Source organism: Pseudomonas sp. H1_A03 (assembly GCF_054685145.1).
This window is the reverse complement of sequence record NZ_CP162829.1, coordinates 1,380,871-1,403,282: the sequence shown is the minus strand read 5'-3', so window position 1 is coordinate 1,403,282 and position 22,412 is coordinate 1,380,871. Positions and strand designations below refer to the sequence as shown.

Here is a 22,412-nt window from a genome sequence, read left to right as displayed (position 1 = left end):
TAGGAATTGTGGATAGCCAAACAAGCTCGGAGCTTATGACCACCCGTACGACCGCCGGCGCAGCTCACCTCGATACGTCCACCACCCCGCCACAGCTGAGGATTACGGGGGACTGGACGCTTGCCCACTATGCCGGCCTGAAGAAGCTGTCGGACAAACTTGACGGCCAATACGACGCCGGCGCGCGCATCGACCTCAACGGCCTCGGCGCGCTGGATACTGCCGGCGCCTCGCTGCTGGTGGAGTTGCTGGGGCCGACCCGTATCGAGCAATCCGCCGAACAGACCGATTGCAGCCTGTCAGCCGCCGACCGCGCGCTGCTGAAGACCGTCTACCGCTCCCTGAATGATTTTTGCGTGCCGGAGAAAGCACCGGAAGAAGCCACCGGCATTCAGGTGCTGGCGCGCATCGGCAGGGCGGTGGACACCGTCTGGCAGGACAGCAAAAAACTGCTGGGCTTTATCGGCCTGATTCTCGAAACCTTTGCTCGCGGTATTTTCCGCCCCAAGCGCTGGCGCATCACGCCGATGGTCGCGCACATCGAACAAACCGGCCTCGACGCTGCGCCTATTGTGGCCCTGCTGACCTTTCTGGTCGGCGCCGTCGTAGCGTTCCTGGGCGCCACGGTGCTCAAGAGCTTTGGCGCGACGATTTTTACCGTGGACCTGGTGGCCTTCTCTTTCCTACGCGAGTTCGGCGTGTTGCTTACCGCCATCTTGATCGCCGGCCGCACCGCCAGTGCCTTTACCGCGCAGATCGGCTCAATGAAGGCCAATGAAGAAATCGACGCCATCCGCACGCTGGGCCTCGACCCGATGGAACTGTTGGTATTGCCGCGCGTGCTGGCGTTGCTGGTGTCATTGCCAATGCTGACCTTTCTGGCAATGCTCTCCGGGATTGTCGGCGGCGGCGTGGTCTGCGCCGTGGCGTTGGATATTTCCCCGGCAATGTTTCTCTCGTTGCTGCAATCGGACATTGGTGTGCAGCATTTCCTGGTGGGCATGGTGAAAGCGCCGATCTTCGCCTTTTTGATTGCTGCCATTGGTTGCCTGGAAGGCTTCAAGGTCAGTGGCAGTGCCGAGTCGGTCGGCGCTCACACCACCTCCAGCGTGGTGCAGTCGATTTTCGTGGTGATCGTGCTGGATGCGGTGGCTGCGCTGTTCTTCATGGAGATGGGCTGGTGAGTCGTCTACACCGAGCGCCCAGTGAGGCGGTGATTGAAGTGCGCGGGCTGTGCAATCGTTTTGGCAGGCAGAGCGTGCACGAGAACCTCGACCTGGATTTGTACAAAGGCGAGATCCTCGCGGTCGTCGGCGGGTCCGGCAGCGGTAAGTCGGTGCTGTTGCGCAGCATTGTTGGCCTGCGCCGGCCCAGCGAAGGTGAAGTGCGGGTGTTCGGTAAAAACCTGCCCAATCTTTCGGAACACGAACGCTCGCTGGTGGAACGACGCTTCGGCGTGCTGTTCCAGAAGGGCGCACTGTTTTCCTCGCTGACCGTCACCGAAAACGTCGCGCTGCCACTGATTGAACACGCCGGCCTCAGCCGCCGCGACGCCGAGCACTTGGCTGCGGTCAAGCTGGCCCTGGCCGGGCTGCCGCTGTCGGCGGCCGACAAATACCCGGCTTCGTTGTCGGGCGGCATGATCAAGCGCGCGGCCCTGGCCCGTGCGCTGGCGCTGGACCCGGACATCCTGTTTCTCGACGAACCCACCGCCGGCCTCGACCCGATTGGTGCGGCGCAGTTCGACCAACTGATCCTGACCCTGCGCGATGCGCTGGGCCTGAGTGTGTTCCTGGTCACTCACGACCTGGATACGCTGTACACCATCACCGACCGCGTGGCGGTGCTGGCACAGAAGAAAGTGCTGGTCGCCGGTGCCATCGACGTCGTCTCGGAAACGGACGACGCGTGGATTCACGAATATTTCCACGGCCCCCGGGGCCGCGCGGCATTGGATGCCGCTCAATCGCTTAACGAGGTATGACATGGAAACCCGAGCCCATCATGTGATGATCGGTCTGTTCAGCGTGATCGTGGTGGTCGGCGCGCTGCTGTTCGGCCTGTGGCTGGCCAAGTCCAGCATCGACAGCGCTTTCCAGGATTACGAAGTGGTCTTCAACGAAGCCGTCAGCGGGCTTTCCCAGGGCAGTTCGGTGCAGTACAGCGGCATCAAAGTGGGTGACGTTATCAGCCTGCGCCTGGACCCCAAGGACCCGCGCCGCGTCCTCGCACGCATCCGCCTGGCCGGCCAGACGCCGATCAAGGAAGACACCCAGGCCAAACTGGCACTGACCGGTATCACGGGCACCTCGATCATCCAGCTCAGCGGCGGCACGCCCCAAAGCCCCGAACTCAAAGGCAAAGACGGCAACCTGCCGGAAATCATCGCTTCGCCTTCGCCCATCGCGCGCCTGCTCAATAACAGTAACGACTTGATGACCAGCATCAACCTGCTGCTGCACAACGCCAACGACATGTTCTCCGCGCAGAATGTCGAGCGCCTGAGCAACACGTTGGACCACTTGGAAAAAACCACGGGGTTCATCGCCGACCAGCGTGGCGACATCAAGGTGGTGATGCAGCAACTGATGCAAGTGAGTAAGCAGGCCACTGCCGCCTTGGAGCAAACCACGGTGCTGATGCGCAATGCCAACGGTTTGCTCAACGATCAAGGCAAACAAGCCTTTGGCAGCGCAGAAAAAGCCATGAAGTCTCTTGAACAGAGCACCGCCACCATCAACACCTTGCTGACAGACAACAAGAGTTCGGTAAACAGCGGCATGCAAGGCCTCAATGAACTGGCACCGGCCGTGCGCGAACTGCGCGAAACCCTCGGCTCGCTGCGCGCTATCTCTCGCCGCCTGGAAGCCAACCCCAGCGGTTACCTGCTGGGCAGCGACCAGAACAAGGAGTTCACGCCATGAAGCGTGCTTACCAAATGATCGCCCCTGTGGCCCTGGCGCTCATCAGCGCGTGCTCGATCCTGCCCAAGGCCGACCCTTCGGATGTGTATCGCCTGGCCTCGGCCCAGACCACCACACAGGGCACCCCGGTCGCCTGGTCGCTGCGCGTGACCAAGCCGCAGACCAGCGAATTTCTAGACAGCCCGCGCATTGCCGTGGTGCCCAATGGCGACCTGATCAGCAGTTATGCGAACTCGCGCTGGAGCGATCCGACCCCGGTGCTGTTGCGTAATCGCCTGCTGGACGGGTTTCAGCGCGATGGGCGGGTAACGTTATTGAGCACCGACGAGACCAATCTGCAGGCCGACTATGAGCTGGGCGGGCAATTGCAGGCATTCCAGAGTGAGTACCGAGGCAGTGCGGTGGAGGTGGTGATTCGCCTGGATGCGCGGCTGGTGCGGGGGAGTGATCAGCGGATTATTGCCAGCCGGCGATTTGAGGTGAGACAGCCGGTGAATGACACCAAGGTGCCGGCCGTGGTGGCTGGGTTTGGACTGGCGGGGGATCAGTTGAATAAGCAGGTGGTGGATTGGGTGGTTGCGCAGGGCAATAGTGCACCGAAACGCTGAGGGCCTCTTCGCAGGCAAGCCAGCTCCCACATTTTGATGTGTGAATACAGTCAAATGTGGGAGCTGGCTTGCCTGCGAAAGGGGTTTAAGCCTCAGCCAAAGAACCAGTAGCACACCGCAATCGCCGCCACGACGCCGGCAAACTCCGCCAGCAACGCACATCCCACCGCATGCCGCGCCCGCTGGATCCCCACCGAACCAAAATAAACCGCCAACACGTAAAAGGTGGTCTCGGTACTGCCCTGGATCGTCGCCGCCACCAGCGCCGGGAAGCTGTCCACACCTTGGGTTTGCATGGTCTCGATCAGCATCGCCCGCGCGGCACTGCCGGAGAACGGCTTGACCATGGCAGTGGGCAAGGCATCCACAAACCGCGTGTCCATGCCGGTCCAGGCCACGACGTGGCGAATACCTTCCAGACCAAAGTCCAGCGCGCCGGATGCTCGCAGCACGCCGACGGCACACAGCATCGCCACCAGGTACGGCAGCAAATTCTTGGCCACATCGAAGCCTTCTTTGGCGCCTTCGACGAACGCCTCGTACACCTTCACCTTACGCAGCGCGCCAATCACCAGGAACAGCATGATCAGGCCGAACAGCGTGAGGTTGCCGAGGATCGACGACAAGCCCGCCAGTGCGGTGGCGGACAGCGTCGCCAGCAACGCCATGAAGCCGCCCAGCACCAACGCACCCGGAATCAGATAGGCCAGCACCACCGGATCCCACAGCCGCAGGCGCTGCATGATCGCCACCGACAACAGACCCACCAAGGTAGACGCACTGGTCGCCAGCAGGATCGGCAAAAACACCAGCGTCGGGTCCGCAGCACCTTGCTGCGCGCGGTACATGAAGATGGTCACCGGCAACAGCGTCAACGAAGACGCGTTGAGCACCAGGAACAGGATCTGCGCGTTACTCGCCGTGTTGGGGATGGGGTTGAGTTCCTGCAATGCCTTCATCGCTTTCAAGCCGATGGGCGTTGCCGCGTTATCCAGGCCCAGGCCGTTGGCTGCAAAATTGAGGGTGATCAAGCCAATGGCAGGGTGGCCGGCGGGCACTTCAGGCATCAGGCGGCGAAACAATGGGCCCAGCGCCTTGGCCAGCCAATCGACGATCCCGGCTTTTTCGGCGATGCGCAAAAAACCCAGCCACAGCGTCAGGGTGCCGAACAGCAGCACCATCACTTCCACCGACAGTTTGGCCATGGCGAAAATGCTTTCGACCATTGCCGCAAAAATCCCGGCATTACCGCCAATCAGCCATTGCGCCAGTGCTGACACCATTGCCACGACAAAGAAGCCAAGCCACAGGCCATTGAGCATCAGTTGAATCCCCCAAAGAATGGGGCGAATGATAACGGGGCTGGCAGAAACGACAAACCCCGGAATTTTCCGGGGTTTGTTTCAGAGCCGTCGTGCTATCAGCCGCGCGTAGCTTGGCCGACTGGCCGCGCTTGCGTGCTGCGCCAGTGCGGCAGGGAGTTCCAGTAACGCTCGCCCTTGGCATCGTCGTACATGCCTTCCCAGCGGGAGATGACCAGTACGGCCAGGGCGTTGCCGATCACGTTGAGCGCAGTACGCGCCATGTCCATGATGCGGTCGACACCGGCGATGAACGCCAGGCCTTCCAGCGGAATACCCACGCTGCCCAGGGTAGCCAGCAGTACCACGAAGGACACGCCCGGTACGCCGGCGATACCTTTGGAGGTGACCATCAGGGTCAGCACCAGCATCAACTGCTGGCCAATCGACAGGTCGATGCCGTACAGCTGGGCAATGAAGATCGCCGCGATGCTCTGGTACAGGGTCGAACCGTCGAGGTTGAACGAGTAACCCGTCGGTACCACAAAGCTGCAGATGGCCTTCGGCGCGCCGTAGGCTTCCATCTTCTCGATCACGCGCGGCAGCACGGTTTCGGAGCTGGCGGTGGAGTAGGCCAGCACCAGCTCATCCTTGAAGATGCGCATCAGCTTGATCACCGAGAAGCCGAACAGGCGGGCGATCAGGCCGAGAATCACGAAAGCGAAGAACAGGATGGCGACGTAAACCAGGATCACCAGCTTGGCCAGCGGCAGCAAGGAGGCGAAGCCGAAGTTGGCGACGGTGACGGCGATCAGTGCGAATACGCCGATCGGGGCGTACTTCATGATCATGTGGGTGACTTTGAACATGCTCTCGGACACGCCCTGGAACATGGTCACCAGCGGCTCACGCAGCTCAGGCTTGAGGCTCGACAATCCCAGGCCGAACAGCACGGAGAAGAAGATGATCGGCAGCATTTCGCCGCGGGCCACGGCGGCGAAGATGTTCGATGGGATCAGGTTGAGGATGGTCTCGATGAACGCATGCTCATGCTGCACTTCGGCGGCAGTCGCCTGGTATTTGGAGATATCGACGGTACCCAGGGTACTCATGTCGATGCCAGCACCCGGGTGGAACAGGTTGGCCAGCAGCAGGCCGACCACGATGGCGATGGTGGTGACGATTTCGAAGTAAAGGATGGTTTTGACGCCGATACGCCCGAGTTTTTTCGCGTCACCGACACCGGCAATGCCGACGATCAGCGAGGAGATCACAATCGGGATCACGATCATCTTGATCAGGCGGATAAAGATATCGCCCGCTGGCTGCAACACATTGCTGATCCACCAGGCCTTTTCAGCGCTGAAATGGTTGAGCACAGCACCGATTGCGATCCCCAGCACCAAACCGATGAGGATCTGCCAGGCGAGGCTTAGCTTTGCCTTCTTCATGTCATTACCCTTACTTCAAGTGAACTTAAGGCAAACGCGCCAGCTGCAACGCCCGAGGGCGAAAAAGTGTGTGCATCTGCCTCCATGGAAGGTCACCGCAGCGTGGCCGAAATGGCTTACTGGCAGGCGAAAAAAGGCGCAACTATTCCCATGCAAGGGAGCGACGTCTAATGCCGTAAACGCCTACCCTATGCCGAATCGGCATGGTCTTTTTTCATAATAACTGTCCGAACGGTCAGTTCAAATGTGACATTTTGTCCGACAAACATGCCGTGAACCTGCCAAACCCGGCTCGCGCAGAGATTCAGCGCGTGTCGCGAGCATTGCTAGAAATGCTTGGGAACTCCGCTGTTTAGTGTCAGAAATGCCCTATAGGCCCAGACCAATTTTATCGATAGATGGTCGAGCCGACACACTAAGAAATGGTTGGGAACAAGCAGAACGGAAATTTGCGACTAAGGGAGGTATAGGCAGGTATATGAAGAGGGACAACGAGGCAGAGGGTTTACGTCATAAGCGCGCCGCAAGTTCAGCAAGCCATAAGCTTGTGAACCTGCGTCGCAGCCTTTCGCCTGACCCGGCCCTTTCGCAGGTACTCCCTGTACCCGTAGGTCACGCCGATCGCGATTGATCAGCACAACCCGGCCCCTTGGTCATGCACAGCACTTGGCGTGCTGTGCAGATAGAAAGAAGCGAGGGGGCTTCTTTCCATGGACGCTAGTTCCGCAGACGACAATCGCGTCAAACGGAACCTAGTACCAATTCGGATCTTTCTTGAGTTGCTCCATCAGGAGCTTCTGCATGCCCTCGTCCGGCTTGCCGATAAAACGGTAGTCGGCGTGCCGCGTGGGTGACTTGTCCGCCGGCAGGCCGGCCGGGACTTCCACCAACATGGCGTAGGCATCTTCCTTGTCGAGGCTGAAGGCAACGATCAAGCGCTTGTTCAGGCACGTGTCAGCGGTTTCGCAGAGCGGCCCAACCAAATACTTATCACCGTCTTCTTCCACGGCATTCATTTGCTCGGCCGTGCCCGACAGGTTCAATACCCATTCCGGCAGACGCTCTTCTTTCTTCACCACGCCTTGCCAGGTTTCACGGTATTGCGGGTCCGCGCTGAGCAATTCGTTGGCTCGGGATTGGCCGTCATTGGCGGCCATCACCAAGCCGCTACCGCCCAGAAGCAGGGCGGCAGTAATGGCTTTGAAGGACAGAGTGGTCATTTTCAGCCTCGGCCGCGACGACCAAAGAAGAAAGAAGCGATGAACATCACCAGGAAGACCACAAACAGGATTTTTGCGATACCCGTGGCGGTGCCCGCGATACCACCGAAGCCCAAGACTGCAGCCACAATGGCGATGATCAGAAATGTGATTGCCCAACTCAACATGGTGATTCTCCTTATCGTTCTTTAAGAGGTAACAGCTGTGGTGCCGTACAGCCACTCAACACAAGTGGCCTTTTTGTTGCCTAGAACACCCAACGCTCTTGGGATGGCAGTTCACTCAGGGAAGACGCCTGGTCAACCATCCGCAATTGCGGGGCTGTTGCGCTGGGAGCAACGCTGCCAACGGAACGGAAATGGGTCTGGGTCATGGCCGGACGCTCAAACTGAGGAACCTGCTGCTGACTCTGCTGCCAATGTTGCAACTGCTGACCACCAATCAACGTGACCATCAGCGCCAAGCTGGCAAACAGCCCTTGCTGCAAGCGCAGTGGCGATACACGCAATTGGCTAAGGCTTTGGCGAGTCATGCTGCTGGTCTCCCACATTTTGATTATTTGTTGAGAGGGATATTGCAGAGCGCATGCCAGTTTTTTTACAAAATAAAACCTAATTAAATCAATAACTTATCTATTAATGAATAACCATGAGCCCAGCATCCTGCACGATCCCCCACTTGGCGCCGTGCGAAATGCACGACGGCCAGCGGTCGGATCAAGGGATAGAAAGCGGAAGGTGTGTTGCCGAACTGGCAAGACGGCATGAAAACGCCATCAGACGGGGGTTTGTAGACAGGACTGCAGATACCTGCACGACGTCGTCATTTATCGATCAGAATAAACCATGCAACTTGCCCGATTATTCCGGGACTAAACACCATCATTCATACTTTTAGGGAGCGCGGGACAGATGGAATCAGCCAAGGAACTTCAAGGCCGCATTCTTTTAGTGGATGACGAATCCGCGATCCTCCGCACCTTCCGTTATTGCCTGGAAGATGAAGGCTACACAGTGGCTACCGCGAACAGCGCTGCCCAGGCCGATACCTTGATGCAGCGCCAGGTGTTCGACCTGTGCTTCCTGGACTTGCGCTTGGGCGAAGACAACGGTCTGGATGTGCTGGCGCAGATGCGCATCCAGGCGCCTTGGATGCGCGTGGTGATTGTGACCGCCCATTCGGCGGTCGACACCGCTGTTGACGCGATCCAGGCTGGCGCCGCCGACTACTTGGTGAAGCCGTGCAGCCCCGACCAACTGCGCCTCGCCACCGCCAAGCAACTGGAAGTGCGTCAACTCTCTGCGCGCCTCGAGGCCCTCGAGGGCGAAGTGCGCCAACCGAAAGATGGCCTCGACTCCCACAGCCCGTCGATGATGGTGGTGCTGGAAACCGCACGCCAGGTGGCCGGGACAGACGCCAACATTTTGATCCTGGGTGAATCCGGTACCGGTAAAGGTGAGCTGGCACGAGCCATTCACGGCTGGAGCAAGCGCTCAAAGAAATCCTGTGTGACCATTAACTGCCCATCGCTGACCGCAGAGCTGATGGAAAGTGAGTTGTTCGGCCATAGCCGTGGGGCCTTTACCGGTGCCAGTGAAAGCACCTTGGGCCGTGTCAACCAAGCCGATGGCGGCACGCTGTTTCTCGACGAGATCGGCGACTTTCCACTCACCTTGCAACCTAAATTGCTGCGATTCATCCAGGACAAGGAATACGAGCGTGTGGGCGATCCGGTCACCCGTCGTGCCGACGTACGTATCCTCGCGGCCACCAACCTGAATCTGGAAGACATGGTGCGCGACGGCCGTTTCCGCGAGGACTTGCTGTATCGCCTCAACGTGATCACCTTGCACCTGCCGCCGCTGCGCGAGCGAAGTGAAGACATCCTGACCCTGGCCGACCGTTTCCTGGCGCGCTTCGTCAAGGAATACGCCCGACCTGCACGCGGCTTCAGCGATGAAGCACGCGAAGCGTTGCTCAACTATCGCTGGCCGGGGAATATCCGTGAGCTGCGCAACGTGGTGGAGCGCGCCAGCATCATTTGTCCCCAGGAGAAGGTCGAAATCAGTCACCTTGGGATGTCTGAGCAGCCGACCAACAATGCGCCGCGTATCGGTGCGGCGCTGAGCCTCGACGAGCTGGAGAAGGCACACATCGGCGCCGTTCTCGCTACCAGCGACACACTGGACCAGGCGGCTCGCACCCTGGGTATCGACGCGTCGACCCTGTACCGCAAACGTAAACAGTACAACCTGTGAGCTGTACCCTATGAAGTTAGCGATGAAACTGCGCACTCGGTTATTCCTGAGCATCTCCGCGCTGATCACCGTTGCCCTGCTGGGTTTGATCCTGGGCCTGGTCAGCGTCATGCAAATGGCCAAGACCCAGGAGTCTTCAATTCGCAGCAACTTCGTTACCCTCGACCTGGGGCTCAAGCTGCGTCAGAGCCTGGGCGACCAGTTGATGATGATGCTGGAGGCGCGCCCTGATCCGGGCGCCCTGGAAGCCTCGAAAGGACGCTACTTTGATTTGCTCGATCAGGGGATTGCCCATGAGCGGCAAGCGCACACCGGAAGCGGCTTCAGCGAGGCCAAGACGGACTACTTGAGTTTCCTCAAGGCTTTCGATGAGTCTCAGCAGGCTTCGCCGCCGCCGGGCAGCAAGGAAAAACTCCACGAAACGTTCAACGTGCTGCGTAACGGCCTGATCGCCGAACACAAGCACGCCTTGGAAAACATCAGCTCCACCGAACAAAAGTCCCGCGCGCGCGCCTTGCTGATTGCCGGCCTTCTGGGATTGGTGGGGCTCGCGGTGCTGATCATCGGATTCATTACGGCTCATGGCATTGCCCGGCGTTTTGGCGGGCCGATCGAAGCCCTGGCCAAGGCGGCGGACAAGATCGGGCAGGGCGATTTCGAAGTGACGCTGCCCATCTCCTCTGCCGCGGAAATGAACCTGTTGACCCGGCGCTTCGGCATCATGGCCGAAGCGTTGCGCCAGCATCAGGCGACCAACGTCGATGAACTGCTGGCGGGCCAGCAGCGCCTGCAAGCGGTGCTCGACAGCATTGACGATGGCTTGCTGATGATCGACCGCCAAGGCCGCCTGGAGCATCTCAACCCTGTCGCCCAGCGGCAATTAGGTTGGGACGAGGAACGCCTCGGCCAAGGCCTGGGCGAGGCGTTGGTGCGTCCGGAACTGGACGAGCAACTGCAACTGGTACTGCGAGGCGGCAACCTGGAGCGGGCGCCGGATGATCTGGAAGTGGAAGTCGAAGGCGAACTGCGCCTGCTGACCTACAGCTTGACCCCTGTGAGCCATACCGAGGGGCACATCCTCGGCGCGGTGATGGTGCTGCATGACGTCACCGAACAACGGGCATTCGAGCGGGTGCGCAGCGAGTTCGTCCTACGCGCCTCCCATGAACTGCGTACGCCGGTGACGGGCATGCACATGGCATTCGGGCTGTTCCGCGAACGCGCGAAGTTTCCCGCAGAGTCCCGTGAAGCGGACCTGCTGGACACGGTCAATGAAGAGATGCAGCGCCTGATGCAGTTGATCAACGACTTGCTCAATTTCTCGCGCTACCAGAACGGCCTGCAGAAACTCACGCTGGGGCCGTGCGATGTGACTGACCTGCTGGAACACGCCCGGGCGCGCTTCGTCGAGCCGGCCAACGCGCAAAACGTCGAACTGCTGGTAGAAACTCAATCCGACCTGCCCAGATTGTATGCAGACCAGGCACAACTGGAGCGGGTGCTCGACAACCTGCTGGGTAACGCCCTGCGCCATACCGCCACGGGCGGACAGATTCGCCTGCAGGCGCGCCGGCATGGCGAGCGGGTGATTATCAGCGTCGAAGATAACGGAGAAGGCATCGCTTACGGGCAACAGGGGCGGATCTTCGAGCCCTTTGTTCAGGTGGGTCGCAAGAAAGGCGGCGCTGGCCTGGGGCTGGCGCTGTGCAAGGAGATCGTACAATTGCACGGCGGCCGCATGGGCGTGTATTCGCGGCCGGGGCAAGGCACTCAGTTCTATATGGCGTTGCCGCTTTAACGGTGGTTCAACGCTCGCAGGATCGCTGCACTCTCCGCATCCGGCGCGCCATCAAACAGCGATGGCCGGAAATGCATCTGGAACGCTGCGATCACGTGACGCGTGGCTACATCCAGCTCCCCGGTCTGGGGTGTCTGGTAGCCCAGACGCGCCAACTCTTCCTGAAACCAGGTAATGCTCGGCAGCTCGGTGGCGTATTGCACCCGGTAGCGCGCGACAGCCTGGGCATCCGGCCATACGCCCAGCCCTTCAGCAGCCAGGCGCTTCCAAGGAAATAGCGGGCCCGGGTCCAACTTGCGCAGCGGTGCGATATCGCTGTGACCAATAATGTTTTTGGGGTCGATGCCGTTGCGCTTACTGATGTCTTTGAGCAAGACCACCAGGGATTGCACCTGCGCCTCAGAGTAGGGGTACCAGAGTCGGCCAGTCGGCGTGTCCTTGTAGCCAGGGTTCACGATCTCGATACCGATGGAGCTGGAGTTAAGCCAGGTGCGCCCCATCCACTCGCTTTCCCCGGCATGCCAGGCGCGCTGGCTCTCATCCACCAGCTTGTAAATGGTGGCGGAGGCATCGTCGCCGATCAGGTAGTGGCTGCTGACCTGGCCGTGGGTGAGCAATGCCAGGGAGCGTTCAAGGTTGGTGGAAGTGTAATGGACGACCACGAATTGCACGCGGTTATCGTGATTCACCGAGGGGTGGTTGGTGTCCAGGCGAGGGCCGCTGGCGCAGCCCGCAAGCAGAAGGAGCACAAAAGCAAAGTACAAGGATTTCATGGCGGAAGGCATTACACTGAAGACGATAATGCAACAGTGTAACGTACCGATTGTGGCCCGGCGGTCAAATTACAAAATGGAACATTTTTTAGGCTGCCTGCACCCGATTCCGTCCCGCCGCCTTTGCCCGGTATAGCGCCGCATCGGCGCGCTTGAGCGCCAGATCACTGCGCTCTCCCGGCTGGAACTGCGCCACGCCCATGGACACCGTGATCGTCACCGGCTCGCCCTTGAAATGAAACGGGCACGCTTCAATCGCTGCGCGCAACACCTCGCCCGCCGCCAGGGCGTCCGTCAAGGATGAGTCAGGCATCAGCAAGACAAACTCTTCACCGCCAAAGCGCGCGATAAAGTCAGTCGGTCGCAGGCGTTTGCGCAGCACATTGGCGATGATCTTCAGCACCTTGTCGCCAGCCAGATGGCCGTAGCCATCGTTGATGCGCTTGAAGTGATCCAGGTCCAGCATCGCCAGCGAAAGGTTGTTGCCGCGCTGGTGCCAAGTGTTGACCTCCTGATCCAGGCGCTCACTCCACGCTGCGCGATTGGGCAAGCCGGTGAGTGGATCGATCAGGGCCTTCTGGCGTTGAACCTCCAGGTGCTCGCGATAGCCTTGGGCTTCCTGCTCCATATTGGCAACCCGCTCGGCCAGGCCCTTCAGACGTGCAGCCGTTTCCTGCTCACGTTGATCGCGCTGCTGCTGGTGCTCATCCATGGTGCCTAGCAGGCCTTCGAGATGGCTTTCCAATACGTGCTTGAGGCTGTCCAGGTCGGCGGCTTCCTGCACGCTGCTTTGCAGGCCGTCGACCTGTTCGCGGATCTGCGTGTCCAGCTCCCGGGCGGCGGAACGGCTATCGGCGTGGCCGTCGCTGGCGACCTGCAAATGCCCCTGGAACGCTTCGAGGCGCTCGTTGAGCTGCTTGAGGTAAGCCTCGAACTCATGCTGGCCACTGTCGGTGATCGCCAGCATCAAGACTGCCAGGTCGTCGAGGATAGGCAGCAGTTCGTACCAGTTCAGGCCGTGGGCCAGACGCTCACGCATGGCTTCGGCCTGGGGCCAATGGCGCTCGGGCAATGCCAGCTCTTCCAGCAGGCCGAGCAGGGTGTCTTCAATGTGCTTGGCCACGGAGCTGTAGGACGGCTCCGGCGAGTCGGGTAAGGAATACACGCCATCCGATTGCAGCTCGTCGGGGTCGGACTCTTCGACCTCCAGCACGGGCGGCAGCGACAGGCTGCCGATGACAGTCTTATCCGGGGTTTCGACCTGAAGTTCGGATGTTTCAATGAAGGCGGCAAGGGCGCTTTCCGGTGCCGGCTGTTCTGCCTGAAGTTCGGGCTCGGGCTCGGGTTCCACACGTGCCAAGGGCGCTACGAGCTCGTCAACTGGAGCGGCTTGAGCAGGGGCCTCGTAGACGAACGTTTCACTGGAGGCCTCGGCAACTTTTGCCGGAGCATCTGGTTCAACTGCAGGGGCAACCGGTGCTCGAGGCTGTGGCGAAAAGGCGCGCAAGGCTTGCGTCAGTTCCTCGGACTGCTCGGGCTGCTGAGGTTCGGCGACAGGCTTGGCCACAGGGAGGGGGCGCCGCCGGGCTGGGGACCGGCTCGTCCGCTACCGTCTCGTTCGCAAAATCCTTGGAACCAAACAGGCGCTGCAAGAGCCCAGGCCCTGAGCGCATAGTTTCGCTGTCCGGCTCCAGGTTATTCAGCGCCTGGCTTTGCAGGCCACTCAACTCGCTCAGCAACAACGGGATCTCACGTGCCTGGCCGACGCGTCCGTCCAACTGCTTGGCGAATGTTTTCAGCGGCCGGGCGACCTCACGCGGTAATGGCAGCTTTTGCAGTTGCGTGACCAGGGAGGTCAGCGCGGTGCTGATCTGGTCGACCCGGGTTTCGCGGCGCTGCTCTGAATCCAGAACGGCCTTTTCCAGGCGCGGCAGCAACGCGGCGAGGGCGGCGTCCATGTCATCCGTGCGGACAACGTCGCGCATTTCCTTCATGCATTGATCAACCGCGCGATCGGTGCCCTCAGCCGCCAACGTACTGCGTACGAGCCCACGGCGCAGCAGGTCAAGGCGGGCGGCCCAGCGACGTTCGAGCTTTTCCTGTTGCTCGATGCTTTTAAGGTACTTCTCTTTCCAGCGCTGGGCGTCGTCGCTCATGCAAGGGGTCCGCGAGGGCCGGGACTCAGCGCGGGGAATGCATCGGCCGTGAGCGAACCCGGCAGGCGAATCTCTACCGCGACCGGCAGGTGATCGGAGATGGGCTGCGCCAGCACCTGCACACTCTCGAGTGTGAGGGTCGGGCTTAGTAGGATATGGTCAAGACAGCGTTGCGGGCGCCAGCTGGGAAACGTGGCTTCGGCTTGCGGTGCCAGTAGCCCAAGGTCGCGCAACGGGGAATTCAGCAGCAGGTCGCTGGCGTGGGTGTTCATGTCCCCCATCAGCACCTGGTGTTTGTAATTTCCAATCAGCTCTCGGATGTAGGCCAATTGCATGGTCCGGGTGCGCGCACCCAGCGCCAGGTGCATCATCACCACGACCAAAGCCTCTGGCCCCTCGCCAAAACGCACAAGGATAGCGCCCCGGCCCTTGGGGCCTGGTAGCGGGTGGTCTTCGATGGCAGAAGGCTTCAAGCGGCTGAGCACGCCATTGCTGTGCTGCGCCAGACGCCCGAGGTTGCGATTGAGCTGCTGGTACCAATAAGGGAAGGCACCCAGCTGGGCCAAGTGCTCCACCTGATTGATATAGCCGGAGCGCATGCTGCCGCCATCGGCTTCCTGCAGGGCAACCAGGTCAAAGTCATTCAACAGGTTGCCGATCTTTTGCAGGTTGCCGGCACGCCCGTTGTGGGGCAACAGGTGTTGCCAGCCACGGGTGAGGTAATGCCGATACTTCTCGGTACTGATGCCCACCTGGATATTGAAGCTCAGCAGCCGCAGACGACTGTCCGGCGGCAAACCCGTGGTTTCCAGGTGATGTTCGTTGACCTGCGGATCATGCAGGCCAACCACACGTTCGGTACCCCAGCGGCGCATGACGGGCCCCTTACTTGGCTGCGCGCTCTTTGGCGATCAGTTGGTCGGCAACATTAAGCACAGCTTCCGGGCCGCCAGCAGTACCCAGGTCAAAACGGTATTTGCCGTTGACGATCAGCGTCGGTACACCTTGCACGCCATACTTCTGCGCGAGTTCCTTGGCCTGTTTGATCTGGCCCTGGATCGCGAAGGAGTTGAAGGTAGCCAGGAACTTGTCTTTGTCGACACCTTGGGTGGCAACGAAGTCAGCCATTTCGTCTGGTTTGGTCAGGCGCTTGCCTTGTTTTTGGATAGCTTCGAATACAGCGTTATGGACCTTGTGTTCCACACCCATGGCTTCCAGGGTCAGGAACAGTTGGCCGTGAGCATCCCATGGGCCGCCAAACATGGCTGGAATACGTTTGAAGTTCACATCCTTAGGCAGTTTCTCAACCCATGGGTTGATCGTCGGCTCAAAAGCGTAGCAATGCGGGCAGCCATACCAGAACAGCTCCACCACTTCGATCTTGCCTGGCACCGAAACCGGAACCGGGTTGGCCAATTCAACATAGGTTTTCCCGGCTTCAAGCGGCACATCGGCAGCTTGTGCGGTCATGCCGAAGAGGCTGGCAGTGACGAGAGCGGCGCTGAGGATCAGATTACGCATGCTTTACTCCTGGACAAATAAAGTCGCCTCACGCGACCTTTGTTGTGACAGGTCTACGCGGGCATGAGTTCGTTAGTGTAACGGTAGCGGCCACAAAAAAGGGCAGCCTAAGCCACCCTTTTTATGCTTGCATCGATGGATTAATCGAGCGTTAACGTCGTGCGCGCCTCAGTGCAGGCCCTGGATGTAGCTGGAGACCGCCGCAATGTCTTCATCACTCAGCTTGCGAGCGATTGTGCGCATGATCATCGCATCGCCGTCGTTGCTTCGCCCGGCCTCTTCCTTACGGAAATCGGTCAACTGTTTGGCGATGTAGGTTGCGTGCTGGCCACTCAAGTGCGGGAAGCCAGCGGCTGCTATACCAGCGCCATTTGGCGAGTGGCAGCCGGTGCAGGCAGGAAGACCTTTTTCCAGGTCACCGCCGCGGAACAGTTTCTCACCACGGGCCACCAGTTTCGGATCGGCAGCTCCCACACTGCCTTTCTGGCTGGCAAAATACGCGGCGATGTCTGCCAGGTCCTGATCGCTGAGGTTGGTCAGCAAGCCGGTCATTTCCAGGACCGTGCGCTTGCCAGACTTGATATCCTGCATCTGTTTGGTCAGGTAGCGCTCTCCCTGGCCGGCCAGTTTGGGGAAGTTCGGCGCCGGGCTGTTACCATCCGGTCCATGGCAAGCACCACATACGGCGGCTTTCGCCTGGCCCGCTGTAGCGTCGCCTGCAGCATGGGCAACACCGGTGATGCCCAAGGTCAACAGCAGACTCACGATCAGTTTGTTCATCAGCTAATCCAACTACGGCTAAGGGTTTAAGAGTTATCAACCGGGTTTACTCACCATCAACTCAATGATGGCCTGGTAATCCTCAGTACTGCAGTCCATGCACAAACCACGCGGCGGCATTGCCTTGAAACCCTGGGTCACGTGTTGCACCAGCGTGACCACGCAAACTCGGTTGTACACCGCTTCCGGATCCTGTGTAGCCTGAGCACCATTAAAGCGGGACCAGGACACCGACAGCGCGCAACCACTTGGTCATACGTCGACCATTTCAGGGTTTGAGAGCGTTTTGCGTTCTAATGCGCAATAAAGGTCTTTCGCTCCCGTGAACCTCGTCCTTCGCTGGGACAAAGCACACACAAAATCTGCGGCATTATATACTGGCGCTACTGAAACGGAAACGACACCGCTTGCCGCACCCTTTCTCGGCATCGCCCACATCGGAAATCTCATGCAACTCAAGAATCCCATCCTCGGCCTGTGCCAACAGTCCACATTCATGCTCAGCGCCGCCAAAGTTGACCAATGCCCCGATGACGAAGGCTTTGAAGTCGCCTTTGCCGGTCGTTCCAACGCCGGTAAGTCCAGCGCACTGAACACCCTGACTCACGCCAGCCTGGCACGCACCTCGAAAACCCCGGGTCGCACGCAACTCCTCAACTTCTTCAAGCTAGACGATGATCGGCGTCTGGTCGACCTTCCGGGCTACGGTTACGCAAAAGTACCCATCCCGCTGAAGCTGCACTGGCAGCGTCACCTCGAGGCTTATCTGGGTGGTCGCGAGAGTTTGAAGGGTTTGATTTTGATGATGGACATCCGCCATCCGATGACCGATTTCGACCTGCTGATGCTCGATTGGGCTGTTGCCAGCGGTATGCCGATGCATATCCTACTGACCAAGGCCGACAAACTGACCTACGGCGCCGCCAAGAACACCCTGCTCAAAGTGCAGGCCGAAATCCGTAAAGGCTGGGGTGACGCGATCACTATCCAGCTGTTCTCGGCGCCGAAGCGCTTGGGCCTGGAAGACGCCTACACCGTGCTGGCCGGCTGGATGGAATTGGCCGACAAGGGCGCGGAAGTCGCGGAGTAACTTTTCTGCAGGCAAAAAAAACCCCGGACTTCGTATGGGGAGGGGAAGTTCGGGGTTCAAGTTCCGGACCGCTAGGGCGGGGTCCAGATATCTGCCAACACTTAACACAACATAGGAGCATTGAAGGGCTTCACCACCCATTCAGTAACTCTGAGTGGCAGTTCACGGGTTAAGTTCCGGCAGGCTCAAAAAACTATTGGAAATAACTGACGGCGACTTCCGGACTAAAGCACTCTGCCACCACGCAAGGTGGTGGCAAAGCCCCGTAATCAGTGCGCTTCGTCCCAGTTATCACCCACACCTACCTCCACCAGCAGCGGCACATCCAGCTGAGCAGCCGCACTCATGTGCTCACGGATCCTCTCGCTGACTTCGGCCACCAAGTCCTCACGCACTTCCAGCACCAATTCATCGTGCACCTGCAGGATGACCTTGGCATCCAGGCCCGAATCGGTCAGCCAATTGTCCACCAGCACCATGGCTTTCTTGATGATGTCCGCCGCCGTGCCCTGCATTGGCGCGTTGATCGCAGTGCGTTCTGCCGCCGCGCGCTCCTGGGGCTTGTTGGAATGGATATCCGGCAAATACAGCCGGCGCCCGAAGAAAGTTTCGACGTAGCCCTGGTCGGAAGCCTGGGCGCGGGTGCGCTCCATGTACTCGCGAACCCCGGGATAACGGGCGAAGTACACGTCGATGTACGCCTTGGCCGTCTTGGTATCGACGCCGATGTCCTTGCCAAGCTTCTGCGCGCCCATGCCATAGATCAAACCGAAGTTGATCGCCTTCGCGCTGCGGCGCTGGTCAGACGTAACCTCACCCAGCTCAACCTTGAACACTTCGGCGGCCGTCGCCGTGTGCACGTCGAGGTTGTGACGGAAGGCGTTCATCAACCCTTCGTCCTTCGACAGGTGCGCCATGATCCGCAGCTCGATCTGCGAATAGTCCGCCGCCAGCAGTTTGTAGCCCTTCGGCGCAACAAACGCCTGGCGAATCCGCCGCCCTTCGGCGGTGCGCACCGGGATGTTCTGCAGGTTCGGGTCACTCGAGGACAAGCGCCCGGTAGCCGCCACCGCCTGGTGATAGGACGTGTGGATCCGCCCGGTGCGCGGGTTGATCTGTTCCGGCAAGCGATCGGTGTAAGTGCTTTTCAGCTTGCTCATGCTGCGGTACTGCATCAGCACCTTGGGCAGCGGATAGTCATCTTCAGCCAGCTTGGCCAGCACTTCTTCGGCCGTCGACGCCTGGCCCTTGCCGGTTTTTTTCAGCACCGGCAGGCCGAGCTTTTCGTAAAGAATCGCGCCGAGCTGCTTGGGCGAACCCAAGTTGAATTCCTCACCGGCGATCTCGAATGCCTGGCGCTCCAGTTCGACCATCTTGTTGCCCAGCTCGATGCTCTGGATGCCCAGCAGCGCCTTGTCCACCAGCGCACCCTGGCGCTCGATACGGGCCAGCACCGGTACCAACGGAATCTCGATATCCGTGAGCACGCTCACCAGGCTCGGGATGGCTGAAAGTTGCGCGAACAGCGCCTGATGCAGACGCAAGGTCACATCGGCATCTTCAGCCGCATAAGGGCCGGCCTGCTCCAATGCGATCTGGTCGAAGGTGAGCTGCTTGGCGCCCCTGCCGGCGATATCCTGGAAACTGACGGTGTCGTAATCCAGGTACTTCTTCGCCAGGCTGTCCATGTCATGCCGGGTTGCGGTGGCGTTCAACACATAGGATTCGAGCATGGTGTCAAACGCGATGCCCCGCACGGTAATGCCGTGTGCAGGGTCGCCGCCGATGGCGCAGTTGGCCAGGATGTTCATGTCGAACTTGGCGTGCTGGCCAACCTTGAGTTTGGTCGGGTCTTCCAACAGTGGCTTCAGGGCCAGCAGCACGGTGTCACGGTCCAACTGCTCCGGCACGCCGATGTAGGCGTGGGTCAGCGGGATGTAGGCGGCTTCATGGGGCTGCACGGCGAAGGAAACACCGACCAACTGTGCCTGTTGGGCGTCGATGCCAGTGGTTTCTGTGTCGAAGGCGAACAACTTCGCCTCGTTGAGCTTCTTCAACCAGACATCAAACGTCGCCTGGTCGAGGATGGTGGTGTAGGTGGTCTGCGCTGGCGCCACGGTTTCAACGACTGCTTCAACGACAGGAGCAGCCTTGAGTTCGACACGCTTGGCGTCACGCTGGATCTCGTCAATCCAGCTCTTGAACTCCAGCAGCGTATACAGCTCCAGCAGTTTTTCACGGTTCGGTTCGATCAGGTGCAGATCATCCAGGCCCACATCCAGCGGCACATCAATCTTGATCGTCGCCAGCTGGTAGGAAAGGAACGCCATCTCCCGGTGCTCTTCCAGCTTGGCCGGCAGCGTCTTCGCGCCACGGATAGGCAGGGTCGGCACGATATCCAGCTGTTCATAAAGCTCTTTTAGGCCGCCGTTCACACCTACAAGTAAGCCGGACGCGGTCTTAGGACCAATACCCGGAACACCCGGAATGTTGTCGGACGAATCGCCCATCAACGCCAGATAGTCGATGATCTGCTCCGGAGCGACGCCGAATTTCTCCTTTACGCCCTCAATGTCCATCGCACTACCGGTCATGGTATTGACCAAGGTAATGTGGCCGTCCACCAGTTGCGCCATGTCCTTGTCACCGGTCGAAATCACCACCGGGCGGTCAGCGGCGGCACTGCTGCGGGCCAGGGTGCCGATCACATCATCGGCCTCGACGCCTTCGACGCATAGCAGCGGGAAGCCCAGCGCGATTACGCTTTGATGCAATGGCTCGATTTGCAGGCGCATGTCATCGGGCATGCTTGGGCGATTGGCCTTGTATTCGGCGTACATGTCATCGCGAAAGGTCCCACCCTTGGCGTCGAACACCACCGCGAACGGGCTGTCCGGGTACTGCCTGCGCAGGCTTTTGAGCATGTTCAACACGCCCTTGACCGCACCGGTCGGCAGGCCTTTGGAGGTGGTCAGCGGTGGCAGCGCATGAAAAGCGCGGTACAGATAAGAAGAACCGTCCACCAGGACGAGGGGTGCTTGGCTCATGAGCAGAATCAACCTTTTCGGCGGGTCAGGCGCTAGAATAGCCGGACCAATGACGACAAAGGGACAAGGTTATCATGCGCACATTCAATCGCCTGCTGTTGACCGGCTTGATTGCACTCGCTCCGTTGGCTGCCATGGCGGCAGACGATGCGCCTGGGGGTGATCCGGAAGTGACCATTCGCACGGAAGGCGACAAGACCATCCAGGAATACCGTCAGAACGGGTTCCTGTACGCAATCAAGGTCACTCCGAAAGGGGCGCCTCCGTATTTCCTGGTGCGCGCGGACGGAACCGATGCGAACTTCATCCGCTCTGACCAGCCGGATATGCTGATCCCGTCATGGAAGATCTTCGAATGGAAATGATTTCTTAACTTAAATTGGCGCCGCGCACAGCGGCGCCCGTACTGGCAGTTTTAACCATGTCTGTGTTCACCCCCCTGGCTCGGCCCGAGCTGGAAACCTTTCTCGCCCCTTACGGGCTCGGCCGCCTGCTTGATTTCCAGGGGATTGCCGCCGGTAGTGAAAACACCAATTTCTTTATCAGCCTGGAGCAGGGCGAGTATGTCCTGACCCTGGTTGAGCGCGGCCCGGTCGCAGAAATGCCGTTCTTTATCGAGCTGCTCGACGTGCTCCACGACGCTGACCTGCCCGTGCCTTACGCCCTGCGTACAACCGACGGCGTTGCATTGCGCGAGCTGAAAGGCAAACCGGCACTGCTGCAACCGCGCCTGGCCGGCAAGCACATCAAGGACGCCAACGCCCAGCACTGTACCCAGGTCGGCGACCTGCTTGGCCACCTGCACCTGGCGACACAAGGCGAAAAGGTGCTGGAACGCAAGACCGACCGCGGCCTGGAGTGGATGCTGGCTGAAGGCACGCAACTGATTTCGCACCTGAACGACGCACAGCAGCGCCTGCTGCAAGCTGCACTGACGGAAATCGACGCTCACAAGGCCCAGATCCTCGCCCTGCCGCGCGCCAACGTCCACGCCGACCTGTTCCGCGACAATGCGATGTTCGAAGGCACGCACCTCACAGGCCTGATCGACTTCTACAACGCCTGCTCCGGGCCGATGCTGTACGACGTGGCGATCGCCCTGAATGACTGGTGTTCGGATGCCGATGGCGTGATTGACGGACAACGCGCCCGTGCGCTGCTCGGCGCCTATGCCGGCCTGCGACCGTTCACCGCCAAGGAAGCCGAACTGTGGCCGACGATGTTGCGGGTGGCGTGTGTGCGGTTCTGGCTGTCACGCCTGATCGCTGCCGAGTCGTTTGCAGGGCAGGATGTGTTGATCCATGACCCGGCGGAATTTGAGCATCGCTTGGCACAACGCCAGCAGGTCACAATCCAACTGCCGTTCGCCCTCTAAAGCCCCAACTCGGTCAATGTGGGAGCTGGCTTGCCTGCGATAGCGTCAGGTCAGCCAGCAATTTCGTCGCAGGCCCACCGCAATCGCAGGCAAGCCAGCTCCCACATTTG

The 22,412-nt window shown here is 59.8% G+C and carries 19 protein-coding genes and 3 pseudogenes; 9 read left to right on the top strand and 13 right to left on the bottom strand.

Annotated elements, in window-relative coordinates:
• The first annotated feature begins 35 nt into the window (after nt 1-35).
• Genes AB4O35_RS06580 through AB4O35_RS06565 form a run of 4 tightly spaced genes read left to right on the top strand, consistent with a single transcriptional unit; the run spans nt 36 to nt 3,532 of the window.
• Nucleotides 36-1,184 carry an ABC transporter permease gene (locus AB4O35_RS06580; protein ID WP_065875654.1) on the top strand — a complete coding sequence of 383 codons (1,149 nt, stop codon included), beginning with the start codon at nt 36-38 and terminating at the stop codon, nt 1,182-1,184.
• The gene (locus AB4O35_RS06575; RefSeq protein ID WP_065875653.1) at nt 1,181-1,984 is read left to right on the top strand and encodes an ABC transporter ATP-binding protein; all 804 of its coding nucleotides are present in this window, start codon (nt 1,181-1,183) and stop codon (nt 1,982-1,984) included. The genes AB4O35_RS06580 and AB4O35_RS06575 overlap by 4 nt, the downstream gene beginning before the upstream one ends.
• Nucleotide 1,985: 1 nt before the next feature.
• Nucleotides 1,986-2,924 (top strand): MlaD family protein, encoded by a 939-nt coding sequence (locus AB4O35_RS06570; protein ID WP_065880375.1) that lies wholly within the window; start codon nt 1,986-1,988, stop codon nt 2,922-2,924.
• Entirely contained in the window at nt 2,921-3,532 is a 612-nt protein-coding gene (locus tag AB4O35_RS06565) for an ABC-type transport auxiliary lipoprotein family protein (RefSeq protein ID WP_065875651.1), read from the top strand. The genes AB4O35_RS06570 and AB4O35_RS06565 overlap by 4 nt, the downstream gene beginning before the upstream one ends.
• Before the next feature lie 92 nt (nt 3,533-3,624).
• On the opposite strand, the gene AB4O35_RS06560 is transcribed toward AB4O35_RS06565, so the two are convergent.
• The 5 genes from AB4O35_RS06560 to AB4O35_RS06540 form a co-directional block, all read right to left on the bottom strand.
• Entirely contained in the window at nt 3,625-4,854 is a 1,230-nt protein-coding gene (locus tag AB4O35_RS06560; protein ID WP_065880374.1) for a nucleoside recognition domain-containing protein, read from the bottom strand.
• A gap of 98 nt (nt 4,855-4,952) precedes the next feature.
• Nucleotides 4,953-6,284, bottom strand: a complete 1,332-nt coding sequence (gene gltP, locus AB4O35_RS06555) for a glutamate/aspartate:proton symporter GltP (RefSeq protein ID WP_065880373.1) — start codon at nt 6,282-6,284, stop codon at nt 4,953-4,955.
• A 752-nt stretch (nt 6,285-7,036) separates the two neighbouring features.
• Nucleotides 7,037-7,504, bottom strand: coding sequence for an inhibitor of vertebrate lysozyme family protein (locus AB4O35_RS06550; RefSeq protein WP_065875649.1), 468 nt, complete (start codon nt 7,502-7,504; stop codon nt 7,037-7,039).
• Nucleotides 7,505-7,506: 2 nt separating this feature from the next.
• Entirely contained in the window at nt 7,507-7,671 is a 165-nt protein-coding gene (locus tag AB4O35_RS06545; protein ID WP_003170804.1) for a DUF1328 domain-containing protein, read from the bottom strand.
• A gap of 80 nt (nt 7,672-7,751) precedes the next feature.
• Complete coding sequence (locus AB4O35_RS06540) at nt 7,752-8,036, bottom strand: hypothetical protein (protein WP_065875648.1); 285 nt, start codon at nt 8,034-8,036, stop codon at nt 7,752-7,754.
• Between the two features lie 379 nt (nt 8,037-8,415).
• Between AB4O35_RS06540 and algB the strand changes: the two genes are divergently transcribed.
• Nucleotides 8,416-9,762 carry a sigma-54-dependent response regulator transcription factor AlgB gene (algB, locus tag AB4O35_RS06535; RefSeq protein ID WP_065875647.1) on the top strand — a complete coding sequence of 449 codons (1,347 nt, stop codon included), beginning with the start codon at nt 8,416-8,418 and terminating at the stop codon, nt 9,760-9,762.
• Nucleotides 9,763-9,772: 10 nt separating this feature from the next.
• A complete protein-coding gene (locus AB4O35_RS06530) occupies nt 9,773-11,560 on the top strand; it encodes an ATP-binding protein (protein ID WP_065946104.1) in 1,788 nt (595 codons plus the stop codon).
• Here the strand turns inward: AB4O35_RS06530 and AB4O35_RS06525 are convergent.
• The 7 genes and pseudogenes from AB4O35_RS06525 to AB4O35_RS06495 form a co-directional block, all read right to left on the bottom strand.
• The gene (locus AB4O35_RS06525; RefSeq protein WP_065875645.1) at nt 11,557-12,333 is read right to left on the bottom strand and encodes an N-acetylmuramoyl-L-alanine amidase; all 777 of its coding nucleotides are present in this window, start codon (nt 12,331-12,333) and stop codon (nt 11,557-11,559) included. The genes AB4O35_RS06530 and AB4O35_RS06525 overlap by 4 nt on opposite strands.
• Nucleotides 12,334-12,421: 88 nt before the next feature.
• Nucleotides 12,422-14,489, bottom strand: a pseudogene (locus AB4O35_RS06520) (GGDEF domain-containing protein).
• Complete coding sequence (locus AB4O35_RS06515; protein ID WP_049710736.1) at nt 14,486-15,364, bottom strand: endonuclease/exonuclease/phosphatase family protein; 879 nt, start codon at nt 15,362-15,364, stop codon at nt 14,486-14,488. Before AB4O35_RS06515 ends, AB4O35_RS06520 begins: the two are co-directional and overlap by 4 nt.
• A 10-nt stretch (nt 15,365-15,374) precedes the next feature.
• On the bottom strand, nt 15,375-16,010 hold the full coding sequence (gene dsbA / locus AB4O35_RS06510) for a thiol:disulfide interchange protein DsbA (RefSeq protein ID WP_049710737.1): 636 nt from the start codon (nt 16,008-16,010) through the stop codon (nt 15,375-15,377).
• Nucleotides 16,011-16,178: 168 nt separating this feature from the next.
• Nucleotides 16,179-16,790, bottom strand: coding sequence for a c-type cytochrome (locus AB4O35_RS06505; protein WP_065880370.1), 612 nt, complete (start codon nt 16,788-16,790; stop codon nt 16,179-16,181).
• 36 nt (nt 16,791-16,826) lie between these two features.
• Nucleotides 16,827-16,946, bottom strand: a pseudogene (locus AB4O35_RS06500) (c-type cytochrome); the annotation flags it as partial.
• Between the two features lie 3 nt (nt 16,947-16,949).
• Nucleotides 16,950-17,046, bottom strand: a pseudogene (locus AB4O35_RS06495) (cytochrome); the annotation flags it as partial.
• Between the two features lie 192 nt (nt 17,047-17,238).
• Here AB4O35_RS06495 and yihA point away from each other — a divergent pair.
• Complete coding sequence (yihA, locus tag AB4O35_RS06490) at nt 17,239-17,880, top strand: ribosome biogenesis GTP-binding protein YihA/YsxC (RefSeq protein ID WP_065875642.1); 642 nt, start codon at nt 17,239-17,241, stop codon at nt 17,878-17,880.
• Between the two features lie 269 nt (nt 17,881-18,149).
• On the opposite strand, the gene polA is transcribed toward yihA, so the two are convergent.
• On the bottom strand, nt 18,150-20,927 hold the full coding sequence (gene polA / locus AB4O35_RS06485; protein ID WP_065910200.1) for a DNA polymerase I: 2,778 nt from the start codon (nt 20,925-20,927) through the stop codon (nt 18,150-18,152).
• A 74-nt stretch (nt 20,928-21,001) separates the two neighbouring features.
• On the opposite strand from polA, the gene AB4O35_RS06480 reads away from it, so the two are divergent.
• Both AB4O35_RS06480 and AB4O35_RS06475 read left to right on the top strand, forming a co-directional pair.
• On the top strand, nt 21,002-21,292 hold the full coding sequence (locus AB4O35_RS06480) for a DUF2782 domain-containing protein (RefSeq protein ID WP_065875640.1): 291 nt from the start codon (nt 21,002-21,004) through the stop codon (nt 21,290-21,292).
• 56 nt (nt 21,293-21,348) lie between these two features.
• Entirely contained in the window at nt 21,349-22,302 is a 954-nt protein-coding gene (locus tag AB4O35_RS06475) for a homoserine kinase (RefSeq protein WP_065875639.1), read from the top strand.
• Nucleotides 22,303-22,412 lie beyond the last annotated feature (110 nt).